Origin of the sequence: Micromonospora tarensis, from assembly GCF_016803395.1 — a bacterium.
Classification (GTDB): Bacteria; Actinomycetota; Actinomycetes; order Mycobacteriales; family Micromonosporaceae; genus Micromonospora; species Micromonospora tarensis.
In genome coordinates, this window is the sequence record NZ_JAEVHL010000035.1 from 1 (window position 1) to 21,752 (window position 21,752).

Below are 21,752 nucleotides of genomic sequence, written 5' to 3' on the forward strand. Positions count from 1 at the left end.
CCCCACTTGTGCGCGCTCGCCGTGAGCACCGACCACCCCGCCGGCAGGGGCACCCGGCCGACCGACTGGGCGGCGTCCACGTACAGCGGCACCCCCACGTCGGCGCAGGCGGCGGCCGCCTCCGCGACCGGCTGCACCGTCCCCACCTCGTGACTGGCGGTGATCAACGCGGCCAGCGCCACCCCCGGGGCCCGCACCGCGCTCGACCACGTGCCGAGGTCCAGCCGGCCGAGCCGGTCGACCGGCACCACGGTCACCGTCCCGCCCGCTCCGACGTGCCGCTCCGCCGCGTGCAACACCGCGGAGTGCTCGATCGCCGAGTGCACCAGCGTCGACCCGACCCGGTGCCGCCCGGCCAGGCCGCCGAGCACCGCACCGTGCGCCGCGGTCGTACCGCTGGGGGTGAAGGACACCTCGTCGGCACGGACGCCGAGCGTCAGCGCGGTGGCCTCGCGGGCGGCGTCGAGTAGTTGCCGCGCCCGGCGGGCCTGGGTGTAGAGCTTGCCCGGGTCGGCCCAGCCGTCCTCGAGCGCGGCCAGCAGCGCCTGCCGCGCGACCGGGTGGGTCGGCGCGGCGGTCGCCGCGTCCAGGTAAACGGGGGATGGGCTCACAGCTCCGCCTTTGTTCGCGACCGCGGGGCTCGTAACCCCGGCTCACTCATCGCGCTCACAGGCCCATACGCTAGCGCGGCGGTATGCCCGGTAACCCCCCGATGGGGGGCGGACAGTGACCCCACCACGGTCGAGTCCGTCATGGTCGAGTAATCTGCGACCGTCGGTGACGCCTTTGCCGTCGGTGCTGAGGAAAGACGCACCGCGGCGCGCTAGGGAGGCAGGACCAGGTGGTCGCAAGGAGTTCGGAGGTACGGCCGTCGGCCGTACGGCACAGCGCTTCCCCAGGGGTTGGTGGACGCCGGGGGCGTGGTGCTGGTCGCTTGGCCGGGCTCGGTCTCGGTGGCGTGGCGCTGCTGGTCCTGCTCACAGGTTGTGACGTGGGTCAGGCCTTTCACGGCTTCGGCTGGCCGCAGGGCGGCATCACGCCGGAGTCCAAGCGGATGTACGACCTGTGGATCGCCTCCTGCATCGCCGCGCTCGCGGTGGGCGTCTTCGTCTGGGGCCTGATCTTCTGGTGCATCGTGCGCTACCGCAAGCGTGGCAACGCGCTGCCGGTGCAGACCCGCTACAACCTGCCGATGGAGTTCCTCTACACCATCGCGCCGATCCTGATCGTCTCCGTGCTGTTCTACTACACGGCGATCGTGCAGACCGATGTCGACAAGCTGTCGAAGAACCCGGACGTGACGGTCGAGGTCGTCGCCTTCAAGTGGAACTGGCAGTTCAACTACCGCGACGGCCAGGGCACGGAGGCCCGCACCACCGCGTCGACGCTCGGCACCAGTGAGGTCATCCCGGTGCTGGTGCTGCCGACCAACCGGTCCATCCGGTTCGAGGAGACCAGCCGCGACGTCATCCACTCGTTCTGGGTGCCGGAGCTGCTGTTCAAGCGGGACGTCATGCCGGGCAAGATCCGCAACGTGTTCGAGGTCTCCAGCCTGGACGCCGAGGGCGCCTACGTCGGGCGCTGCGCCGAGCTGTGCGGCAGCTACCACGCGTTCATGAACTTCGAGCTGCGGGTGGTCTCGCCGGAGAAGTACGACCAGTTCCTGGCGGCCAAGCAGAGCGGCAAGTCCACCCAGGACGCGCTGAGCGAGATCGGTGAGCAGCCGTACGCGGAGACCACGCAGCCGTTCGACACCCGGCGGACGCAGGACAACTTCAACCCGGACGACGTTCCGGCCCGCACGGGAAGCTGAGGCAGCCGCATGAAGACCGAGTGGCGTATCTTCCTGATCATCGCCGTTTTCCTCTTCGGCGCCACCATCCTGTACGGCGCGTGGACGCACGGTGAGTCGGGCGGCGTCGAGTGGGTCGGCACTGTCGCCCTGCTGCTCTCGTTCCTGCTCTGCTCGATGTGCGGTGGCTTCTTCTGGTTCGTCTCCCGCCGGATCGACTCCGCCCGGAGGACCGCGCCGACGCCGAGATCGCCGACGGCGCTGGCGAGGTCGGCTTCTTCAGCCCGGGCAGCTACTGGCCGTTCGGTCTGGCGCTGGCCGCCGCGATCGCCGCGCTGGGCATGGTGTTCTGGCAGTACTGGCTGATCGGCGCCGGCCTGGTGGCGGTCGTCTTCTCGGCCTGCGGGCTGCTGTTCGAGTACTACAGCGGCACCCGGCGCACCGCCGAACACTGATCCACCCGGTCGCCGTCGCGACCGACCCGTACCGCCACGAAGGCCCGGTCCCCACGAGGGAGCGGGCCTTCGTCGTGCCTCGCGAGCCGGGCGAGGCCGAGGCCGAGGACGTCGCTGACGGTCGGTGCCGGCAGACGGGCCGTCGTGCGGCGGCTCAGGCCGCGCGGCGCCGGGTGGGCTGCGGGCGGCGCCGCTCGGCCAGCCGGGTGACCGGGGCGGCGAACGGCGCGATCAGCACGGCGAAGCCGCAGTCGACGCAGATCAGCTCGGGACAGTCGGTGCCGTGGTCGTCGACACAGGGCGGCGTCTCGAACGGTGCCACGCCCTCGCAGACATCGCAGTAGAGCTCGCGGTGCGACACGGGCGTCTCCTTCACTTCAGACGGAACGTCGGGCGAACCGCCCCGGATGCGACAGCGACGCACAGAGCGGTGCGGAGAACTACTCAGCTGTAGTTTCCCAGACGGGTCCGACACTTCCGCCGCCCGACCCTCGGCCGCGGGTTCGTCCGCGTTCCGGCCACGATCCACTCGACATCATTGACGTCGCGGTATCCCCGGTGGCCGGACAGCACGGATCCCAGAAACACGAGTCGATCATGCTGGGACGCGGGCCGACCCGCCGACCGGTCAGGCGGTGGCGGGTTGGGCGGTGGCGGTCTCGATCCAGCGGTCGAGGGTCGCGGCAGCCGCGCCGGAGTCGATCGACTCGGCGGCGCGGACCAGGCCGGCTCGCAGCGCGTCGGTCAGGTCCCCGTCGAGCGGGCCCTGGGTGGCGAGCGCCGCCGCGGCGTTGACCAGCACCGCGTCCCGTACCGGGCCCTGCTCGCCGGCCAGCAGGCGCCGGGCCACGCCGGCGTTGTAGGCGGCGTCACCGCCGCGCAGGTCCGCGAGGGTGGCCCGGGGAACCCCCAGGTCCGTCGCGTCCAGCACGACCTCCCGTACGGAGCCGCCCTGGGCCGCCCAGATCCGGGTCGGCGCGGCCGTGGTGAACTCGTCCAGCCCGTCCTCGCCGCGCATCACCAGGACGGAGTCACCGCGGGCGGCGAACACGCCAGCCATCACCGGGGCCATCCGCCTGTCGAAGCAGCCGACGGCACCGGCGCGGGGTCGGGCCGGGTTGGTCAGCGGGCCGAGGAAGTTGAAGACCGTCGGCACGCCCAGCTCCCGCCGAACCGGGCCGGTGTGCCGCATTCCCGGGTGGAACCGGGCCGCGAAGCAGAACCCGATGCCGGCCTCGGTGACGCAGCGGACGACCGCGTCGGGGTCGAGGTCGAGCGGTACGCCGAGGAACTCCAGCAGGTCGGCGGTGCCGCAGGAGGACGAGGCGGCCCGGTTGCCGTGCTTGACCACCTGCACGCCGGCACCGGCTACCACCAGGGCGGCCATGGTGGAGATGTTCACCGTGTGGGCGAGATCACCGCCGGTGCCCACCACGTCCAGCGCGGTGGACCGCAGCTCCTCGGGCAGGTCGACCGGGACGGCCCGGCTCAACATGGTCTCCACCAGCCCGGCCAGCTCGGAGGACGTCTCACCCTTGGCGCGTAGCGCGACGGCGAAGCCGGCCACCTGCGCGGCGCCCGCCGAGCCGGCCATGATCTCGCCCATCGCCCAGGCCGTGTCGGCGGTGGAGAGCTCCTCGCCACGCAGCAGCGAGTTGAGCAGGTGCGGCCAGGTCCGATCGCCCATGGCGGGCCTCCCGAGCGTGCGAAGTGCGGGTGGGCTGGAGCCGGCGCCGACTCGTCCGGCGCTTCGACGGGCCGGAGCAGCCAGGACGTCAGGCGGGTGCGTGCGTCCGGAGCAGCTCGGCCACCGTGCCGCCGGTGGTCACCGGGTCGAGCGGGTGCACCAGCGTCGCGTCGACCTCGGCGTACGCGGCGAGCCACCGGTCGGCGGCGCGGGCGATCACCAGACAGGTCGGCGGGGCGTCGTCCCGGTCGTCCTTGATCTGCCGGGCGATGCCGATGCCGCCGCCCGGGCTCGCCTCACCGTCGAGCAGCAACAGGTCGATCTCGTAGTTGTCGACCAGCCGGATGGTCTCCGCGTAGGTCGACGCCTCGACGAACTCGATCTGTAGACCAGGCGCGGGCCGGGTGCCGACGGCGAGCCGCATCCGGTCACGGACCTGCGGGTCGTCGCTGTAGAGCAGGACAGTGCAAAGACGCTCACTCATGTCGGCACTCCGCTTCCACCTCGTAGCTGCCCGCAGATCGTACCGGTCGGCGTGACGTAGCCGACATCCCGCCCTTCGATGCCGGTCGGGGTGTACGTCCGCGCAGCTCAGGCGGGGGCGGCGTCGGCGGCGCGCTGGCGGGCCTCCTGGCGGTCGAGCTCGCGGTCCACCCGGCGGGCCTCCCGTTCGGACTGCCTGACCCACTGCACCACCAGCACCGCGAGCATGGTCACGCTGACGAACTCGCCGCCGGCCCAGAGGATGCCGCCGGCGACCACCTGGTCCGCCCAGGGGTCGACCCAGCCGAGGTTGAGCGACGGGTACCAGTCGCCGCCGAAGAGCGTGCTGCTCTGCATGATGGTGAGCCCGAGCACAGTGTGGAACGGCACGGAGAGCAGCATCAGCAGTGCCCGCGCCGGGTACGGCCAACGGCCGGGCAGCGGGTCGAGGCCGAGCAGCGGCCAGAAGAACACGCAGCCGGTCATGATGAAGTGCGCGTGCACCAGCTCGTGTGCCCAGGCGTGTTCGAGGGTGAAGCGGTACAGGTCACTGAAGTACAGCACGAACGGGTTGACCACGAAGATGGCGAACGCCACCAGCGGGAAGCTGTAGATCCTGGCGAGGCGGCTGTGCACGATCGTCAGTAGCCGCTTGCGCGGCCAGGCCGGCAGGGTCCGCAGGGCCAGGGTCATCGGCGCGCCCAGCGCCAGGAAGATCGGCGCGACCATGGAGAGCACCATGTGCTGGATCATGTGCACGGACAGCAGCGCGGTGTCGTACGCGTGCAGCCCGCTGACCGTGACCAGCGCGATACCGCCCAACCCGGGGCCGAGGAAGAACACCGTACGGGCGATCGGCCAGCGGTCACCACGCAGTCGCAGCCGGTGCACCCCGTAGAGGTACACGCCGGCGGCGAGCACCAGGCCGAGGGCCAGCCAGCTGTCCAGCCGGGTCTCGGTCAGCACCGTGCCGACGGTGAACGGCGGCGGTGCCGAGGTGGCGGCGAGGTTCGGATCGACGTGCAGCACGCTTTTCAGGCTAGGCCAGGCGAAGCGGACCCTGACGCTCGGGCCACGGAAGGCGCAGGTTTGCCACCCCGCTGATCGGCTGCCCCGGTCAGGGGCAATAATGACGGCGTGACTGCGGCCCCAGCCATTGACAAGAGCCGGATCCACTCTCTGACGCGACCCAACATGGTCAGCGTCGGGACGATCGTGTGGCTCTCCAGCGAACTCATGTTCTTCGCGGCGTTGTTCGCGATGTACTTCTCGATCCGCGCGGCAGCGCCGGAGCAGTGGGAGAAGCACACCGAAGCGCTGAACATCCCGTACGCGACCACCTTCACGGTGATCCTGGTGCTGTCCTCGGTGACGTGCCAGTACGGCGTCTTCGCGGCGGAGCGGGGTGACGTGCACGCGCTGCGGCGCTGGTTCACCGTCACCTTCGTGATGGGTCTGATCTTCGTGCTCGGCCAGCTGAACGAGTACCGGCACCTGGTCGAGGACGGCATCAAGATCAACGGAGACGGGTACGGGTCGGTGTTCTACCTGACCACCGGCTTCCACGGTCTGCACGTGACCGGCGGTCTGATCGCCTTCATCATCTTCATGGTCCGTACCACCATGGGCCGGTTCACCCCGGCGCAGGCGACGTCGGCGATCGTCGTGTCGTACTACTGGCACTTCGTCGACGTCGTGTGGATCGGGCTGTACGCCATGATCTACTGGCTCCAGTGATCTTGCGCGCCACATTCCGCGCTGCTGCTCCGTCCCCTGAGACAGGTCCAACCGGTTAAGGACACCGCTCATGACTTCTGACAACGACCGCCGACGCGGTCTGCTCGCGCGGTTGCGTGAGCGGCCGGCCGCGCGCAGCAGGGGCCGCCGCCGGCTGGGCGCCGCGGTCCGGCTGATCGCCGCGCTGATGCTCGCCGGCGGCGCTTACACCGTCTTCGCCCCCGGTGCCCAGGCGCAGGACAACCCGCAGCTGACCGGTGCCGCCGCCGAGGGCAAGGCGCTGTTCGACGTGAGCTGTGTGACCTGTCACGGCCGTAACGCCCAGGGTGTCGAGGGTCGCGGGCCGAGCCTGATCGGCGTCGGCGCGGCCTCGGTCGAGTTCCAGGTCAGCTCCGGGCGGATGCCGCTGGCCCGCCAGGAGGCCCAGGCGCACCGCAAGCCCCCGCTCTTCAACGACGAGCAGACCCGTCAGCTCGCCCAGTACATCCAGGAGCTCGGCGGCGGTCCGGTCGTGCCCGATGGCGACGACCTCCGTGAGGAGGGCAACATCGCGGCCGGCGGTGAGCTGTTCCGGATCAACTGCTCGCAGTGCCACGCGTTCGGCGGTGGCGGCGGCGCGCTCTCCTCGGGCAAGTTCGCCCCGAGCCTGCGCCCCGCGACCGACCGCCAGATCTACGCGGCGATGCTGAGCGGCCCGCAGAACATGCCGGTGTTCGGCGACAACCAGCTCCGGCCGGAGCAGAAGGCCGACATCATCGCCTACATCCAGGAGACGCTGAAGCACGACCAGGACCCGGGTGGGTTCAACCTGGGCCGGTACGGCCCGTCCACCGAGGGGCTGGCGATCTTCCTGGTTGGCATCGTGGCGCTCGTCTTCGCTAGCCTGTGGATTGCGGGCAAGTCGTGATCGAGCGGAGCATCCGAATCAGTGCCGTGGTGCCGCTCGGCGCCACCCGTAGCGAGGTGACGGCATGAGCACCCACACCGAGCACCAGGCCCCGCTGGGCCAGGAGCCGCTCGACGTGAACGACAGCAAGCTGACCCGGTTCGACATCGTTCGTGAGGGCTTGCGTCGGGACGACATCGAGATCGTCCACTACGAGCCGCAGGTGCTCCCCGGCACCAAGGCGGAGCGCCGGCTGACCCGGGTGGTCGCTGGCTTCTTCCTGATCACCGGCCTGGCCGCGACCGCCTTCCTGGCCATCTACATCTGGTGGCCGTGGAAGTACGAAGCGGGCCGGGGCGGCGACAAGTTCTACACCCCGCTGCTCGGCCTCACCCTCGGCGTGGCGCTGCTCGCCGTCGGCTTCGGCATCCTGACCTGGGGCAAGAAGTTGCTGCCCAAGGAGGTCTCGATCCAGGACCGGCACGAGGGCGCGGTGGATTCCGACAGCCGGACCATCACCGGTCAGACCATGCTCTACATGGCCGACGAGCTGGGCGTGAAGCGTCGCCCCCTGCTCGGCATCTCGCTGCTGGCCGGCCTCGCGCCAGTTGCCGCGGTCGCCGCGGCGCCGCTGGTCGGCGGTCTGATCTCGCAGCCGCACAAGAACAACCAGATGTTCACCACCGGGTTCGCCGCGGCAGACGGCGGCCAGAAGATCCGCCTCGTCCGCGAGGACGGGCGACCGATCCGACCGGCGGACATCAGCACCGGCGGTCAGCTGACCGTCTTCCCCGGCATCGAGCACGGCGTGAGCAACAGGCACGCCGACTCACCGACGCTGCTGATCCACCTCCGGGACTCCGACGCCCAGGAGTCGCGTCGGGCCAACGAGCGGGTCGGCCACGGTGACTACATGTGGGGCAACTACGCGGCGTTCTCCAAGATCTGCACGCACGCCGGCTGCCCGGCCAGCCTCTACGAGCAGCAGACCAACCGGCTGCTCTGCCCGTGCCACCAGTCCCAGTTCCTGATCACCGACAACGCCCGGCCTGTCTTCGGCCCCGCCAGCCGGCGGCTGCCGCAGCTGCCGATCGAGGTGGACTCCGAGGGCTTCTTCGTGGCGAAGTCCGACTACACCGAGACCGTCGGGCCTGATTTCTGGGAGCGGCCATGAAGCGTCGAAAGCTGGACCTTGCGGCGATGCCGGGCAAGGCTGCGGAGGAAGTGGACGACCGCTTCCAAGTGGCCACCCCGCTACGCAGGCTGCTGAACAAGGTCTTCCCGGACCACTGGTCCTTCCTGCTCGGCGAGATCGCGCTGTTCTCGTTCATCGTGCTGCTGCTGACCGGTGTGTTCCTCACCTTCTTCTTCGAGCCGGCGATGACCGAGGTGGTCTACGACGGCAGTTACGCGCCGTTGCAGGGCACGCCGATGTCCGCCGCGTACGCCTCCAGCCTGGACATCTCGTTCGACGTCCGGGGCGGTCTGGTGATGCGGCAGATGCACCACTGGGCGGCGCTGCTGTTCATGGCCGCGATCGTCGTGCACATGCTGCGGGTCTTCTTCACCGGCGCCTTCCGCAAGCCGCGTGAGGCCAACTGGATCATCGGTTCGCTGCTGTTCTGGGTCGGCTTCCTGGCCGGCTTCACCGGCTACTCGCTGCCCGACGACGGCCTGTCCGGCACCGGCCTGCGGATCGCCTCGGCGATCATGCTGTCCATCCCGGTGATCGGCTCCTGGGTCACCTCGTCGGTCTTCGGCGGCGAGTTCCCCGGCACGATCATCATCAGCCGGTTCTTCATCGCCCACGTGCTGCTCATCCCGGGTCTGCTGGTCGCCCTGATCAGCGTCCACCTGGGCCTGGTCTTCAAGCAGAAGCACACCCAGTGGCCCGGCCCCGGCCGGACCAACGGCAACGTGGTCGGCGAGCGGATGTTCCCGCGCTACGCGCTGAAGCAGGGCGGCTTCTTCATGGTCGTCTTCGGCGTCATCGCGCTGATGGGCGGTCTGTTCCAGATCAACCCGATCTGGCTGTTCGGCCCGTACGAGGCGTGGGTGGTCTCGGCCGCCAGCCAGCCCGACTGGTACGTCATGTTCCTCGACGGTTCCACCCGACTCATGCCCGCCTGGGAGATCCCGATTCCGATCGGCGACGGGTACGTGATTCCGCCGCTGTTCTGGCCGACGGTCGTGCTGCCCGGCATCCTGGTGGGCCTGTCGACGATGTACCCGTTCCTGGAAGCCCGGCAGCTCAAGGACCGCAAGAGCCACAACCTGCTCCAGCGTCCTCGGGATGCGCCGGCCCGGACCGCCGTCGGTGCCATGGCCGTCGCGTTCTACATCGTGCTGACGCTCTCCGGCGCCAACGACGTGATCGCCGACAAGTTCCAGATCAGCCTGAACGCGATGACCTGGGCGGGCCGGATCGGTCTGCTGGTGGTCCCGCCGCTGGCGTACTACGTCACCTACCGGCTCTGCCTGGGTCTGCAGCAGCACGACCGGGAGGTGCTCGCGCACGGCGTGGAGACCGGCATCATCCGGCGTCTGCCGGACGGCCGGTTCATCGAGGTGCACCAGCCGCTCAGCGCGTCCAACGGGCACGCGGACGGTCACGGTGAGCTGGAGTACGTCGGCTGGGTCGTGCCGAAGAAGATGAACCGGCTGGGGGCCCTCGGCCCGGCCATCCGGGGCTTCTTCTACCCGATCGAGCGGCCGGTCGAGGCGCCGGTCTCGCCGGGGCACCCGCCGGTCGAGCCCCGACCCGAGCGCGAGGAGATCACCAGCGGCGAGAGCCGCCGCTGACCGCCTGATCGCACCGTTACGTGGCGCCCGCCGGATTCCGGCGGGCGCCACGTCGTATCCGCATCCGCCGCCCATCCGACCAGGAGTCGGACGGCCACGGCGGGACCGGTCGACCCCGCGCGACGGGCGATCGCAGGAATAACCCCGGTGAGCCGGGTATGCGTGCGGTCCAACGTCTCAAGGGGGGGAAGCATGTTGGGTATCAAACGCCTCGGCCTGTTGGCCGCGCTGGTACTGGTCGGTGTCGCGCCGGCCGCGGCCGCGCAGGCCGCGGCACAGCCGTCGACGCAGGACACCCAGTACCTGCAGGCGGTACACCAGGTCAACCTGTTCGAGATCACCGCCGGTGATCTGGCCCAGCAGAAGGGCCAGGACCAGGGGGTCAAGGACCTGGGCGCGATGCTGAAGACCGACCACACCCAGTTGGACCAGACGGTGCAGCAGACCGCGTCCCAGCTCGGGGTGGAACTGCCGAACGAGCCCAGCGCCGATCAGCAGGCGGTCATCGACAAGCTGAACAACGCCAGCGGTGCGGAGTTCGACCGGCTCTGGGTGACGAGTGAGCTGGCCGGCCACGTCCAGGCCATCCAGGCCACCCAGACGGAGATCTCGCAGGGCTCCGAGCCGTCGGTGGTCCAGTTGGCCCAGACCGCCCTGCCGACGCTGCAGGCGCACTACGACGAGCTGGTGCAGCTCGCCAACAAGCTGGGCATCCCGGTCCCGCAGACCAGCGCCAGCGGTACGCCCAGCCCGGGCGGCACCGGCACCGAGTCGCCGGCTCCCGGCGGCACCGGCACCGAGTCGCCGGCTCCGGGCACCGGCACCGAGTCGCCGGCTCCGGGCGGTGGCACCACCGAGACGCCGGCTCCCAGCGTGAGCTGACGTAGCGACAGCAGGCGGCCGGTCCACCGCACCTGGTGGGGCCGGCGCCGTGCGTGCGCTGGGTCAGTCCGCGCTGGCCAGGCCGATCGCGAACGCCTCCTCCAGGTCGTGCTGGGAGTACGCCCGGAACGCGATGTGCGACTCGGTGTTGAGCACGCCCGGCGTCTTGGAGATGCTGCCCGCGATGACCTGGGCGATCTGGTCGAATTCGCGGACCCGGACGATGGCAATGAGATCGACGTGTCCGGCCACCGAGTAGACCTCGCTGACCCCGGGGAGGTTGGCCAGGTTCTCCGCCACCTCGGGGATCGCATCGGTGGCGCAGTCGATCAGCACGATCGCGGTGATCACGGGGCATTTCTCCGTTCGTCGGCGTCGTCGCCCATGCTAGAGGTTCCAGTCCGAGCCCGAAGGCGGGAGTCGTCGGGGTTCAGTCGGGTGCGGCGGCTGACACGGTGCCGCCGTCCCCGGCCCGGATCACCTCGCACAGCTCCTCGCCGTCCCGCACGACCGCGCCCGGCCACACCACGGTGCGGCACACGTCGCCGTCCACCCGCGCCCCCGCGCCGACCACCGACTCCACGCACCGGCCGGTCACCGTCGCGGACCGGTCGACGAGGCTCCCGCCGCCCGTGGCGTGCAGGTTGGCCGCCAGGTAGTCGGCCGGGGTGCCGGTGTCGAGGAAGACGCCCGGGTAGGGCACCACCTCCAGGGCGCCCGCAGCCTCGGCCGGCCGCCACACGGCGCGGACCAGGTCGGAGAAGACGACCGGCAGGTCGCGGACCAGCCGCCAGGGCAGCAGCGAGAAGCCGGTGAAGCAGTGCCCGGTGAAGGTGCCCGGGGCTGCCGGGTCCGCAGCCGGCTGACCGAGCAGGCGTACGGTGTGCCCGTCCCAGCCGTCGAGCAGGGCGGCCACGTCCGGGCCCGGGGGAGCCGCCGGGTCGGCGAGGTACGCGTCGGCGTTACCGACCAGCACCGGCCGCCCGTCGATCCAGTCCCGCAGGTTGGCCACCCCGCCCGCGGTGCCCAGCGGGTCACCCGGCTCGACGGACAGGTGCGCGCGGTCACCGACGTGCGCGACCACCTGGTCGCCGAGGTAGCAGGCGTTCACCGCGACCCGGGTGGGGCCGGCCAGGCCGAGCCCGGCCAGTCGGGCCAACGCCCGGTCCAGCAGGGGCACGTTGCCCACCGGGCAGAGCGCCTTTGGCACCCGTTCGGTGAGTGGACGTAGCCGGGTGCCCTCGCCGGCGGCGAGCACCACGGCGCACAGCTCCGCCGGCACGCCGGTCGCGTCGATCACGGTGCGTCGTCGGGCACCGGGGGCGGGAACTGCCCGGCCAACGGCCCGATGTCGTAGTAGGCGAGCAGCCGGGCGGTCGGCCAGGTCAGCTTGGGCAGGTCGTCCAGGGGATGCCAGGCAGCCTCGAAGACCTCGCCGCCGTCGACGGTCAGGGTGGTGCTGGACGCCGGCACCTCCGTCTCGAAGACCATGTCCACCCAACCCTTGGCGTGCACGATCGCGTTCGGCACCGCCGGGCGCAGCCGGGACGGCGGGAGCCGGATGCCGGATTCCTCGAACAGCTCGCGGGCCGCGCCCACCACCGGGGCCTCACCACGGTTGAGCAGGCCGGCGGGGAGGGACCAGCCCTTGCCGGGCGGCTGGCGCAGCATCAGCAACCGCCCCGCGCCGGTCGCCTCGGCGTCGCGGACCAGGGTGACCGCGCCGACGATGTACTTGGGCACGGCCAGCCGGACCAGGCGTCGGCGCACCGGCAGCGGCAGCCGGTAGAAGGCCTGGTAGAAGACGGCCCGACCGGTGGCGCGGGAGCGGGGGATCATGGCTCCAGGCTAGTGGTCACGAATGTCGCTCGGACGCGCTGGGGCCGACCGGTCACTGTCGATGGTCGACCAGGTCGATGAGCTGGCGTACCACGGTGTCCGGTTCGATCACCCGGTCGAAGACCGCGACCAGCAGAGTCTCCAGGTCGGGGTAGCCCAGCTCCTCGGAGAGGCGCAGCAGCGGCAGGTCACTGGCGAGCCCTCGGTTGTGCTGGCGCAGGGCGAGCCCGATGGTGGCCCGACCGAGGCGCACCTTGTCGCTGATCGTGATGCCCGGCTCGGTGTGTTCGGCGAACCACCTGTTGATCTGCATCTGCGCGTGCGGCGACTTGACGAAGCTCAGCCACTCCCGGCGCGGTCCGCGCGGCGCCTCGCTGGCCGCGAAGCCGTTGTCGCCGTCGCTCTCGGTGAAGATCTCCACCACGTCGCCCTCGTCCAGCTCAGAGCTGAGCGGGGCCAGCCGACCGTTGATCCGGGCGGCGAGGCAGTGGTCGCCCCGTTCGCTGCCCAGCTCGTACGCGAGGTCCACCGGGGTGGCGCCCTCCGGCAGCACGACCTGCCGCCCGTCGGCGAAGACCTGGATCTGGCCCTCGGCGAGATCGCAGCGCAGCGACTCGTAGAACTGGGCCGGGTCGGCGGCGTCCGGTTCCCAGTCGAGCACCCGGCGGAGCCAGTCCAACTGCTCGGCCCGGGCTGCCGCACTGCTGCCACCGGAGCGGGGGAAACGGAAGTCGGCGGCGATGCCGTACTCGGCGGAGCGGTGCATCTCCTCGGTGCGGATCAGCACCTCGACGGTGCGGTCCTGTGGGCCGCAGACGCTGGTGTGCAGCGAGCGGTAGAGGTTGTTCTTCGGTGAGGCGATGAAGTCCTTGAAACGACCGGGCACCGGTCGCCAGGTGCCGTGGATCGCGCCCAGCGCGGCGTAACAGTCGGTGGCCGGGCCGTCGACCACCACCACGATGCGCGGCAGGTCGTACGGGGCGGTGTGGCCGCCGGCGAGGGTGTCCTTCCAGATCGAGTAGAGGTGTCGGGGACGGGGGCTCACCTCGGCGTCGACCCGGCCGCGCCGCAGCGCCACCCGGGCCTTGCTGACCACCGAGTTGAGGTAGGTGTCCCACCCTGGACGATCGTGTACGTGCCGGGCCAGCCGGGCGTGCTCGTCGGGTTCGAGGTGCAGCAGCACCACGTCGTCCAACTCGCGTTTGAGGGTCTGGATGCCCAGCCGGTCACAGAGCGGCACCAGCACTTCTTGGGTCTTGCGGGCGATCCGTTCCCGCGACGCCGCGGAGCGCACCCCGAGGGTGCGCATGTTGTGCAGCCGGTCGGCCAGCTTGATGATCAGCACCCGGACGTCCTTGGCCGCCGCGACGATCATCTTGCGGATCGTCTCCGCCTCGGCGGCCTTGCCGTAGAACGCCTTGTCGAACTTGGTCACCCCGTCGACCAGGTGGGCCACCTCGCCGCCGAAGTCCTCGGAGAGGGCCTGGAGGGTGTAGCGGGTGTCCTCCACGGTGTCGTGCAGCAGCGCCGCGACCAGGGTGGTGGTGTCCATTCCCAGCTCGGCGCAGATCTGCGCCACCGCGAGCGGGTGGGTGATGTACGGTTCGCCGCTCTTGCGGAACTGCCCGCGGTGCATGTTCTCCGCGATGGTGTAGGCACGTCGCAGCACCGCGGGGTCGGTGCCGGCGTGGATGCCCCGATGGGTGCGGACCAGTTGGGTGACCGGGTCGGAATCGGTGCTCGGCCAGCTGAGCAGCGACCGTAACCGGCGGGCGAGCGGCAGCTCACCTGGCTGTGTCGGCAGGGCGCCCCCCAGGGCGGCGCCGTGTCCGGCGTCGACGTCCACGAGGGACACCTCCTCACCCCGGCCCCGCATCGCCGAAACCCGGCGGTGGGGAGCAGGCCCACGAATCGGGCAGGACTGCACTTCTCTAACAGCCTAAGCGAGTCGACGTAGTCCGATCGGTCAGTTGGTCATGAGCGTTCGGTCGAGAGTTGGTGGGACGCGGCGCTCTCGGCCTTTGCCAGCAGGTCACGGAACCGCCCCGCGCCACCCGCCGGGGAGGACCAACCCGACGATATCTCGACCAGTCGGGTCTCGGGACGCTCCAACCAGGACAGGATCCGCTCGGACTCCTCGGCGGTGGCCGCCGGCACCGGGCCGTGCCCGCCGGACACCGTCTCGGCGGTGGCCCGGATGGCGTTCAACGTCGGCCGCGGGTGCACGCCCGGTGGGGACACCCCCGCGCCGGCCAACCGGCCATGCCGGACCAGGGCCAACTCCCAGCCGCCCCGGGCGGCCGGCCGGGCCGCGGCCAGCTCGACGATCCCGGTCAGGGAGGCCAGCCGCTGCATCCGCACGGTGGCGCGCAGCACCGCGGCCAGCCGGGACCGCACCACCGCCGCCTCCTCGTAGCGTTGCTCGCGAGAGAGCGCGTCGATGCGGGTGAGCAGGGCGTCCACCACCGGCTGGGGGTCGCTGGCGGTGGCGGTGCGAAAGGGCGCGGCGGCGCTGTCGTCGTACTCCTCGGGGGTGATCCGGTGTTCGCAGGGTGCCGGGCAGCGACCCAGCTCGGCCAGCGCGCAGGCCGGCGTGACGGTGCGCAGCGAGAGCCGGTGCGTGCACTGACGCAGCGGCACGGCGTCGTGGAAACCGGCGGCGGCCAGCTCGGCGGCCCGGCGGGAGGTGAACGGCCCGAGGTACGCGGTGTCGGTGGGGGAGAGGTCGCGGACGATCGAGAGCCGAGGGTACGGCCCGTCGGTCAGCTTGAGCCAGACCATCCGCTCCGGGTATTTGGAGCGGCGGTTGTACGGCGGGGCGTGTGCGGCGATCAGCCGCAGCTCGCGGACCTCCGCCTCCAACGAGTGCGCGCACTCCACCGCCTCGACCCGCTCGGCCGCCGCCAGCATCTCGGAGATCCGGGCCCGCTTCTCACCGGCGGTGAAGTAGCTGCGGACCCGGGTGGCGATGTCGACGGAGGTGCCGACGTAGAGCGGCCGGTCGTCGGCGGCCCGGAAGATGTAGACCCCGGGGACCTTGGGCAGCCCCTCGGCCAGGTGTCGTTTGCGCCGCTGGGTAGGGGTGACCGCCCGGGCGAACTCGATGGCGTCGCCGACCGTGTCCACCCGGTGCCCGCCGAGCCGACCGATCAGCCCGTGCAGCACGTCGACGGTGGCCTTCGCGTCGTCCAGCGCCCGGTGAGTGGGCTGGGTGGCGGTGCGGAAGTAGGCGGCCAGGGTGCCGAGTTTGCGATTGGGCACCTCGTCGCGGGTCAGCACCCGCCGGGCCAGCGCCGCCGTGTCGAGCACCCGGGGGTTGGGCCAGCGGTAGCCGTGCTTGGCGCAGGCGGCCTTGAGAAAGCCCACGTCGTACGGGGCGTTGTGGGCCACCAGCACCGCGTCGTCGATGAACTCCAGGAAGCTCGGCAACACCTGCTCGATCGGGGGCGCCGGCACCAGCATGGCCTGGGTGATGCCGGTCAGCACGGTGATGAACGGCGGGATCGGCTGCCCCGGGTTGACCAGGGTCGCCAGCACCCCCAACTGCTCGCCACCGCGCACCTTGACCGCGCCGATCTCGGTGATGCCGCCGCCGTCCGGCGCGCCGCCGGTGGTCTCCAGATCGACCACCACGAAGGTGGTCGCGTAGAGCGGCAGCGCCGGGTCCACCCCGCCCACCGCCGGGTCGAGACCGGCCAGTGCCTCCTGGACGTACTCCGCCTGTGCCATCGGCGGCAGGCTAGCGACACCGTCCGACACTCCCGTCGCAGCCGTCCCGTCCGCCACCATGGGGCTAGGATGAGAGATCGGCTCACTCACCGGGCGGTGGGCCCGGTCGCGGTGGGAGACTTGCCACATGCCCCTCACCGAGCCGCACGACGACCACCTCCCACAGGAGGATCCGGTCGCGCGCGACGGTGCGGGCAACCAGGACGACAACGTAGTCAGCGACACTTTCGACACTTTCGACACATCCGGCGCAGCCGCCCCGGCGACCGCGGCCGACGGCCCGGCCATCGAACCGGAGCCGATCCTGCCCGAGCCGGTCCGGCAGCGGATCGTGACGCTGACCGCCGCGGTGCTGCCCACCCTGCCCGCCGACGAGGTGCCGGTGCCGCTGCGCCGGGTGGCCAAGTTCGCCCCCAACCGGCGGGCCCGGCTCGGCGCGCCGGCCATCGCCGCCCAGCTCACCGCCGACCCGCTGTTCCGGCAGCGGGTCACCGCCCGGGTGCTGGCCGACTCGGGTGATCTCGGGGCCGCCGTCGTCGAGGGCACCGCACCCGCCGCCGCCGACCCGGTCGAGGTCGCCGCGCTGGCCTATCTGGCCAGGCCGCGCGGCTGGCGGGAGCTGATCGACGCCAGCGGCGCCGCCGTGCGCGCCGAGGCGGACAGCGCGGTCGTCGCCGAGCTGGTCCGCGAGGCCGAGCAGCGGGCTACCCGTGCCGAGCATGACCGCGCGGTGGCCCGGGTCGAGGCGGAGAAACTCCGCGACGAGCTGGCCCGCGTCCGGGAGGAGCTGGGTCAGCTCCGTGAGGAGTCCCGGCAGCTGACCCGCACCCTGCGGGAGACAAAGGCCCGCGAACGGAAGGCCACCGAGCTGCTGGCCACCGAGCGTGGCCGGGCCGCGCGCGCCAGCGCCGACGTGGACGCCGAGCTGCGCCGGGCCCGAGCCCGGCTGGCCGAGGCGGAGGCCGCCGCCGGGGTGGCCCGGGCGAGCGCCAAGGAGGCCCGCTCGGTCGACGACGCCCGGCTCTGGCTGCTGCTGGAGACCATCGGCCAGGCCGCCGTCGGGTTGCGCCGGGAGTTGGCGCTCGACCCGGTGGACAAACTCCCCGCCGACTTCGTCGCCGACGCGTTCGCCGAGCAGCCGGGCGCCGCCCCGGCCGGCCCGGCCGCCCGGGCCCGCGACACCGACGACCCGGCCCGGCTCGACCAGCTGCTCGCCCTGCCCCGGGCGCACCTGGTGGTGGACGGCTACAACGTCACCAAGCGGGGCTTCGGCGAGATGTCCCTGGAGCAGCAGCGCAAACGCCTGATCACCGGTCTGGGTGGGATCGCCGCGCAGACGGGCGACGAGGTCACGGTGGTCTTCGACGGCGCCGAGCGGATGCACGGGCTGCCGCCCGCGCCACGCGGCGTGCGGGTGCTCTTCTCCCGTAAGGGCGAGACCGCCGACGAACTGATCCGGCGCCTGGTCCGCGCCGAGCCGGCGGGCCGCCCGGTGGTCGTGGTCTCGTCGGACCGCGAGGTCGCTGACGGGGTACGCCGACACGGCGCCTACCCGCTGGGCGCGGACTCGCTGCTGCGGCGGCTCGCCCGCTCCTGACCAGCGGGCGGGCGGTCCGAGCTGTTCGGGGAGTTCCGGACGGCTGTCTCCTGGGGCCCGAACTGACGGCCGTACCGGTCGCCGGGACTCCTCCTGTCGCACACCGGGGCTAGCATCGCGCGACCGCCGAGGATTGGGAGTCGTGATGACCCAGGACGACGTCAAGGTGTTCGTCGACACGGACCTGCGGGGTGCCCGCTTCGACCGGGCGACGCTGGCCGGCGCGGTGATGCGTGGTGTCGACGTGAGCGGCCTGGACATCGACGCGCCCTGGCTGGCCGAGACCGCGCTCCTGGTCAACGGGGTCGACGTGGTGCCGCTTGTCGAGGCCGAACTCAACCGGAGGTTTCCCGGCCGCGAGCTCAGACAGGCCACCGACCCCGCCGATCTCAGGGCGGCGTGGGCGGCGGTCGAGCGGGCCTGGGCGGCGGCGGTCGACCGGGTCCTGGCCATGCCCGAGGGCACGGTCGACGTCTCGATCGACGGTGAGTGGACGTTCGCGCAGACACTGCGCCATCTCGTCTTCGCCGCCGACGCCTGGCTGGGCAAGGCGGTCCTGCGCCTGCCTCAGCCGTTCCACCCGCTCGGTCAGTCGCACGTCGAGTACGAGACCGACGGCTTCGACATGTCGGTCTTCACCACCGAGCGGCCGACCTTCGAGACGGTGCTTCGGGTGCGGGCCGAGCGGCAGGCCATGGTGCGCGACTTCCTGGCGACCGTCACGCCGGAGCTGCTCGCCGGGTCTCGGCCGAGCGCCTGGTGGCCCGAGTACATCGTGTCCGTCCTGCACTGCCTCCACGTGATCATCGGCGAGGAGTGGCAGCACCTCCGCTTCGCCCTACGTGACCTCGACGCGCAGGGCTGAGACCTCGCCCGAACGGCTGCTCGGGCCGCTGCTGGATGCCGCTCCGTCGCTCGATCGACACGGGTGCCTTGATGTCGGGTTTTCCGGCCGGGTGGGATGGCCCGATTTCGCTGATCTGGAGTGGATCTAGCCCTCGAACGCCCGGTCGGGCGGGGTTTCTGTCGTACCCGGTGGTTAGCGTCGATGTGACCGACGGTGCTCGGTCGACGACCAGTGGCGTCGACCAGGTGCCGCGAGCCGATCAGGAGGCGTGATGCTCATCGACTGCGACGGGTGCGCGAAGCGAGCCGACGGCTGTTCCGGCTGCCCGCTGACCGCCCTGTTCGACGAGACGTCCCCGGCGGCCGGGCTGGTCGCCGCCGAGGTCGAGGCCATCGAGGTGTTCGCTCGGGCCGGCTTCGACGTGGAGGTGCTGACCGCGCCCCCGCGACCCGGCACGGCTCGCCGTCGGGCCACCCGCCGGGTCGCCTGAGGCGTGCCACCGCGCCCGAAAGCGGGCTTTTCGCGGGCCATAGGATGGGCGGTCACAGCGGGAGGAGCGGCGCGATGAGCGGGGAACGACTGGCGGTGACGCGGTGACCCCGCGCGGCTGGGCGCTGGTGGCCCTGGCCGGGCTGACCGTCGCGCTGGTCGTGGTGGCCGCGCTGCTCATCCCGTGGCATCGACCGCCGGCGCCCCGGGCCGATCAGCTCGCGGCACTGCGTGACCTGCCGGCCGAGCAGGTGGCCAAGGGACGGGAGTTTCGGGCGGCGTTGCGCCCCGGTGGCTACGCCGCGCTCGCCGTGGGGCTGCTGATCGCCGTCGCGCTTGGGCTGACCCCGCTGGGCAGTCGCCTGGTCGAGCTGGTGGGGCGGCCGTTCGGCGGGCACTGGGCCGCGCAGGCGGTGCTCGGCGGGCTGGCGGTGGTCCTCGTCGCCGACCTGGTGACGCTCCCGTTCGCCGCCTGGCGGCAGAGCGTGCTCACCCGCTACGGGCTGAGCACCAACGGCTGGAGCGGTTGGGCGGTCGACCTGCTCAAGTCGTACGCGGTCAGCGCGGTGATCGGCGCGGTGGCGCTGTTCGGCTTCTACGCGGTCATCCGGCTCGCGCCGCGCTGGTGGTGGGCGTTCGGCGCGGCCGGCGCGGCGCTGCTGGTGGTGCTGCTGTCGTTCGTGCTGCCGGTGCTGGTGGAGCCGGTGTTCAACCGGTTCACCCCGATGGAGCAGGGCCCGCTGCGCAGCGAGCTGATGAGCATGGCCGCCCGCGACGGGGTGCCGGTGCGCGACGTGCTGGTCGCCGACGCGTCGAGGCGTACCAGGGCGGTCAACGCGTACGTCTCCGGGCTCGGGCCGACGCGGCGGGTGGTGGTCTACGACACGCTGCTGCGGGAGGCCACTCCCGCCGAGGTGACCGCTGTGGTGGCGCACGAGTTGGGGCATGCGAAGGACTCCGACGTGGCGGTCGGCACGCTCACCGGCGCGCTGGGTGCCGCCGCGGCGGTGGTGGCGCTCTACCTGCTCGGCTCGTGGGGGCCGCTGTTGCGGCTGGCCGGTGTCGACTCGGTGGCCCAACCGCGCGCGTTCCCCCTGCTGGTCGCCCTGGTCACGGTGACCGGCCTGGTCGCCGCGCCGGTGCAGGCGCTGATGTCGCGTCGGGTGGAGGCACGGGCCGACGCGCACGCGCTCGCGCTCACCGGCGACCCAACGTCCTTCGAGTCGATGCAGCGTCGGCTCGGCTCGGTCAACCTCGGCGACCCCGACCCGCCCCGCTGGGAATACCTCTACTCGGCCACGCACCCGTCCACTGTCGAGCGGATGGCCGCCGCCCGCGCGTACGCCCGGGAGGCCGGCCGATGAGCCGCACCCTGCTGATCACCAACGACTTCCCGCCCCGCCCGGGTGGGATCCAGTCCTTCGTGCACAACCTCGCGCTGCATCAGCCGGCCGGCTCGGTGGTCGTCTACGCGTCGAGCTGGCACGGGGCTGCGAAGTTCGACGCCGACCAGCCGTTCGAGGTGGTCCGGGAGCGCACCCGGGTGCTGTTGCCCACCCCGTTGATCGCCCGCAGGGCGGCGCGGCTGGCTCGCGCGTACGACTGCGACACGGTGTGGTTCGGTGCGGCGGCCCCGCTGGGGCTGCTCGCCGCCGGCCTGCGCCGGCGGGCCGGCATCCGTCGGGTGGTGGCGCAGACCCACGGTCACGAGATCGGGTGGGCCGCGGTGCCGGCCGCTCGGCCGGCGCTGCGGCGCATCGGTCGGGGCGTGGACGTCACCACCTATCTCGGTGAGTACACCCGCAGCCGGTTGGCCCGGGTGCTGGACGGCGTGACCGAGCTGCGCCGGCTCGCGCCCGGGGTCGACGTGGACACCTACCACCCGAGCGTGGACGGCGAGCAGGTCCGGGCCCGGCTCGGGTTGACCGACCGACCGGTGGTGGTCTGTGTGTCCCGGCTGGTGCCGCGCAAGGGTCAGGACATGCTGATCCGGGCGCTGCCGGAGATCCGCCGCCGGGTGCCCGACGCGGCGTTGCTGATCGTCGGCGGCGGGCCCTACCGGGCGACCCTGGAGAAGCTGGCCCGGCAGGCGGGTGTGGAGCGGGACGTGGTGTTCACCGGCTCGGTGCCGGCCGGCGAACTGCCGGCGCACTATGCGGCCGGCGATGTCTACGCGATGCCGTGCCGCACCCGCAACCGTGGCCTGGACGTGGAGGGTCTGGGCATCGTCTACCTGGAGGCCTCCGCGGCCGGTCTGCCGGTGGTCGCCGGTGACTCCGGGGGCGCACCGGACGCGGTCCGTGAGGGCGAGACGGGGTTCGTCGTGCGCGGCCGGGACGTTGCCCAGCTCGTCGACCGGGTCGTCCGGCTGCTCGCCGATCGGGATCTGGCCCGCCAACTGGGCGCCGCCGGCCGGACGTGGGTGGAACGGGAGTGGCGCTGGGAGGCGCAGGCGGAACGCATGGCGGCACTGCTCGCCGGCTGACCGTCGGCCGCGTTCAGCTCTCCCCTCCCGGTGCCGCCGGCG

General features: G+C 71.7%; 21 protein-coding genes and 1 pseudogene. 12 read left to right on the forward strand and 10 right to left on the reverse strand.

Features of this window, described 5'->3' with window-relative positions; genetic code table 11:
• Window positions 1-611: aminotransferase class V-fold PLP-dependent enzyme (locus tag JM949_RS10485; protein WP_203148215.1), on the reverse strand; the 611-nt coding region annotated here is incomplete at its 3' end.
• Between the two features lie 230 nt (window positions 612-841).
• On the opposite strand from JM949_RS10485, the gene ctaC reads away from it, so the two are divergent.
• Both ctaC and JM949_RS10495 read left to right on the forward strand, forming a co-directional pair.
• A complete protein-coding gene (gene ctaC, locus JM949_RS10490) occupies window positions 842-1,813 on the forward strand; it encodes an aa3-type cytochrome oxidase subunit II (RefSeq protein ID WP_203148216.1) in 972 nt (323 codons plus the stop codon).
• A gap of 9 nt (window positions 1,814-1,822) precedes the next feature.
• Window positions 1,823-2,247: pseudogene (locus tag JM949_RS10495) on the forward strand (cytochrome c oxidase subunit 4).
• A 154-nt stretch (window positions 2,248-2,401) separates the two neighbouring features.
• Here the strand turns inward: JM949_RS10495 and JM949_RS10500 are convergent.
• The 4 genes from JM949_RS10500 to JM949_RS10515 form a co-directional block, all read right to left on the reverse strand.
• Window positions 2,402-2,608, reverse strand: a complete 207-nt coding sequence (locus tag JM949_RS10500; protein WP_203148217.1) for a hypothetical protein — start codon at window positions 2,606-2,608, stop codon at window positions 2,402-2,404.
• Window positions 2,609-2,875: 267 nt separating this feature from the next.
• Window positions 2,876-3,934 carry an anthranilate phosphoribosyltransferase gene (gene trpD, locus JM949_RS10505; RefSeq protein ID WP_203148218.1) on the reverse strand — a complete coding sequence of 353 codons (1,059 nt, stop codon included), beginning with the start codon at window positions 3,932-3,934 and terminating at the stop codon, window positions 2,876-2,878.
• 88 nt (window positions 3,935-4,022) lie between these two features.
• On the reverse strand, window positions 4,023-4,418 hold the full coding sequence (locus tag JM949_RS10510) for a response regulator (protein ID WP_203148219.1): 396 nt from the start codon (window positions 4,416-4,418) through the stop codon (window positions 4,023-4,025).
• Window positions 4,419-4,525: 107 nt separating this feature from the next.
• Complete coding sequence (locus tag JM949_RS10515; protein ID WP_203148244.1) at window positions 4,526-5,455, reverse strand: cytochrome c oxidase assembly protein; 930 nt, start codon at window positions 5,453-5,455, stop codon at window positions 4,526-4,528.
• Between the two features lie 99 nt (window positions 5,456-5,554).
• Between JM949_RS10515 and ctaE the strand changes: the two genes are divergently transcribed.
• The 5 genes from ctaE (at window position 5,555) to JM949_RS10540 (ending at window position 10,724) form a co-directional block, all read left to right on the forward strand.
• The gene (gene ctaE, locus JM949_RS10520) at window positions 5,555-6,154 is read left to right on the forward strand and encodes an aa3-type cytochrome oxidase subunit III (RefSeq protein WP_203148220.1); all 600 of its coding nucleotides are present in this window, start codon (window positions 5,555-5,557) and stop codon (window positions 6,152-6,154) included.
• Between the two features lie 70 nt (window positions 6,155-6,224).
• Window positions 6,225-7,061 (forward strand): cytochrome bc1 complex diheme cytochrome c subunit, encoded by an 837-nt coding sequence (qcrC, locus tag JM949_RS10525; protein ID WP_203148221.1) that lies wholly within the window; start codon window positions 6,225-6,227, stop codon window positions 7,059-7,061.
• 64 nt (window positions 7,062-7,125) lie between these two features.
• Window positions 7,126-8,214 (forward strand): cytochrome bc1 complex Rieske iron-sulfur subunit, encoded by a 1,089-nt coding sequence (gene qcrA / locus JM949_RS10530; protein ID WP_203148222.1) that lies wholly within the window; start codon window positions 7,126-7,128, stop codon window positions 8,212-8,214.
• Entirely contained in the window at window positions 8,211-9,842 is a 1,632-nt protein-coding gene (gene qcrB, locus JM949_RS10535) for a cytochrome bc1 complex cytochrome b subunit (RefSeq protein WP_203148223.1), read from the forward strand. Before qcrA ends, qcrB begins: the two co-directional genes overlap by 4 nt.
• Before the next feature lie 192 nt (window positions 9,843-10,034).
• On the forward strand, window positions 10,035-10,724 hold the full coding sequence (locus JM949_RS10540; protein ID WP_203148224.1) for a DUF4142 domain-containing protein: 690 nt from the start codon (window positions 10,035-10,037) through the stop codon (window positions 10,722-10,724).
• A gap of 63 nt (window positions 10,725-10,787) precedes the next feature.
• On the opposite strand, the gene JM949_RS10545 is transcribed toward JM949_RS10540, so the two are convergent.
• From JM949_RS10545 to JM949_RS10565, 5 genes are all read right to left on the reverse strand, one after another.
• On the reverse strand, window positions 10,788-11,075 hold the full coding sequence (locus JM949_RS10545) for an Lrp/AsnC family transcriptional regulator (RefSeq protein WP_203148225.1): 288 nt from the start codon (window positions 11,073-11,075) through the stop codon (window positions 10,788-10,790).
• A gap of 79 nt (window positions 11,076-11,154) precedes the next feature.
• Window positions 11,155-12,024 (reverse strand): nucleotidyltransferase family protein, encoded by an 870-nt coding sequence (locus JM949_RS10550; RefSeq protein WP_407664724.1) that lies wholly within the window; start codon window positions 12,022-12,024, stop codon window positions 11,155-11,157.
• On the reverse strand, window positions 12,021-12,563 hold the full coding sequence (locus JM949_RS10555; protein WP_203148226.1) for an NUDIX hydrolase: 543 nt from the start codon (window positions 12,561-12,563) through the stop codon (window positions 12,021-12,023). Before JM949_RS10555 ends, JM949_RS10550 begins: the two co-directional genes overlap by 4 nt.
• A 52-nt stretch (window positions 12,564-12,615) precedes the next feature.
• The gene (locus JM949_RS10560) at window positions 12,616-14,409 is read right to left on the reverse strand and encodes a RelA/SpoT family protein (protein WP_203148246.1); all 1,794 of its coding nucleotides are present in this window, start codon (window positions 14,407-14,409) and stop codon (window positions 12,616-12,618) included.
• A gap of 128 nt (window positions 14,410-14,537) precedes the next feature.
• The gene (locus tag JM949_RS10565; RefSeq protein ID WP_203148227.1) at window positions 14,538-16,292 is read right to left on the reverse strand and encodes a DEDD exonuclease domain-containing protein; all 1,755 of its coding nucleotides are present in this window, start codon (window positions 16,290-16,292) and stop codon (window positions 14,538-14,540) included.
• A gap of 127 nt (window positions 16,293-16,419) precedes the next feature.
• Here JM949_RS10565 and JM949_RS10570 point away from each other — a divergent pair, with 127 nt between their 5' ends.
• The 5 genes from JM949_RS10570 to JM949_RS10590 all read left to right on the forward strand — a co-directional run bounded on the left by JM949_RS10570 (window position 16,420) and on the right by JM949_RS10590 (window position 21,710).
• A complete protein-coding gene (locus tag JM949_RS10570; RefSeq protein ID WP_203148228.1) occupies window positions 16,420-17,889 on the forward strand; it encodes an NYN domain-containing protein in 1,470 nt (489 codons plus the stop codon).
• Window positions 17,890-18,034: 145 nt separating this feature from the next.
• Window positions 18,035-18,754 (forward strand): DinB family protein, encoded by a 720-nt coding sequence (locus JM949_RS10575; RefSeq protein WP_203148229.1) that lies wholly within the window; start codon window positions 18,035-18,037, stop codon window positions 18,752-18,754.
• A gap of 253 nt (window positions 18,755-19,007) precedes the next feature.
• On the forward strand, window positions 19,008-19,226 hold the full coding sequence (locus JM949_RS10580) for a hypothetical protein (protein ID WP_203148230.1): 219 nt from the start codon (window positions 19,008-19,010) through the stop codon (window positions 19,224-19,226).
• 103 nt (window positions 19,227-19,329) lie between these two features.
• Window positions 19,330-20,589: a M48 family metallopeptidase gene (locus tag JM949_RS10585; RefSeq protein ID WP_203148231.1), complete on the forward strand. Its 1,260-nt coding sequence runs from the start codon at window positions 19,330-19,332 to the stop codon at window positions 20,587-20,589.
• On the forward strand, window positions 20,586-21,710 hold the full coding sequence (locus JM949_RS10590; RefSeq protein WP_203148232.1) for a glycosyltransferase family 4 protein: 1,125 nt from the start codon (window positions 20,586-20,588) through the stop codon (window positions 21,708-21,710). The genes JM949_RS10585 and JM949_RS10590 overlap by 4 nt, the downstream gene beginning before the upstream one ends.
• Window positions 21,711-21,752: the final 42 nt, after the last annotated feature.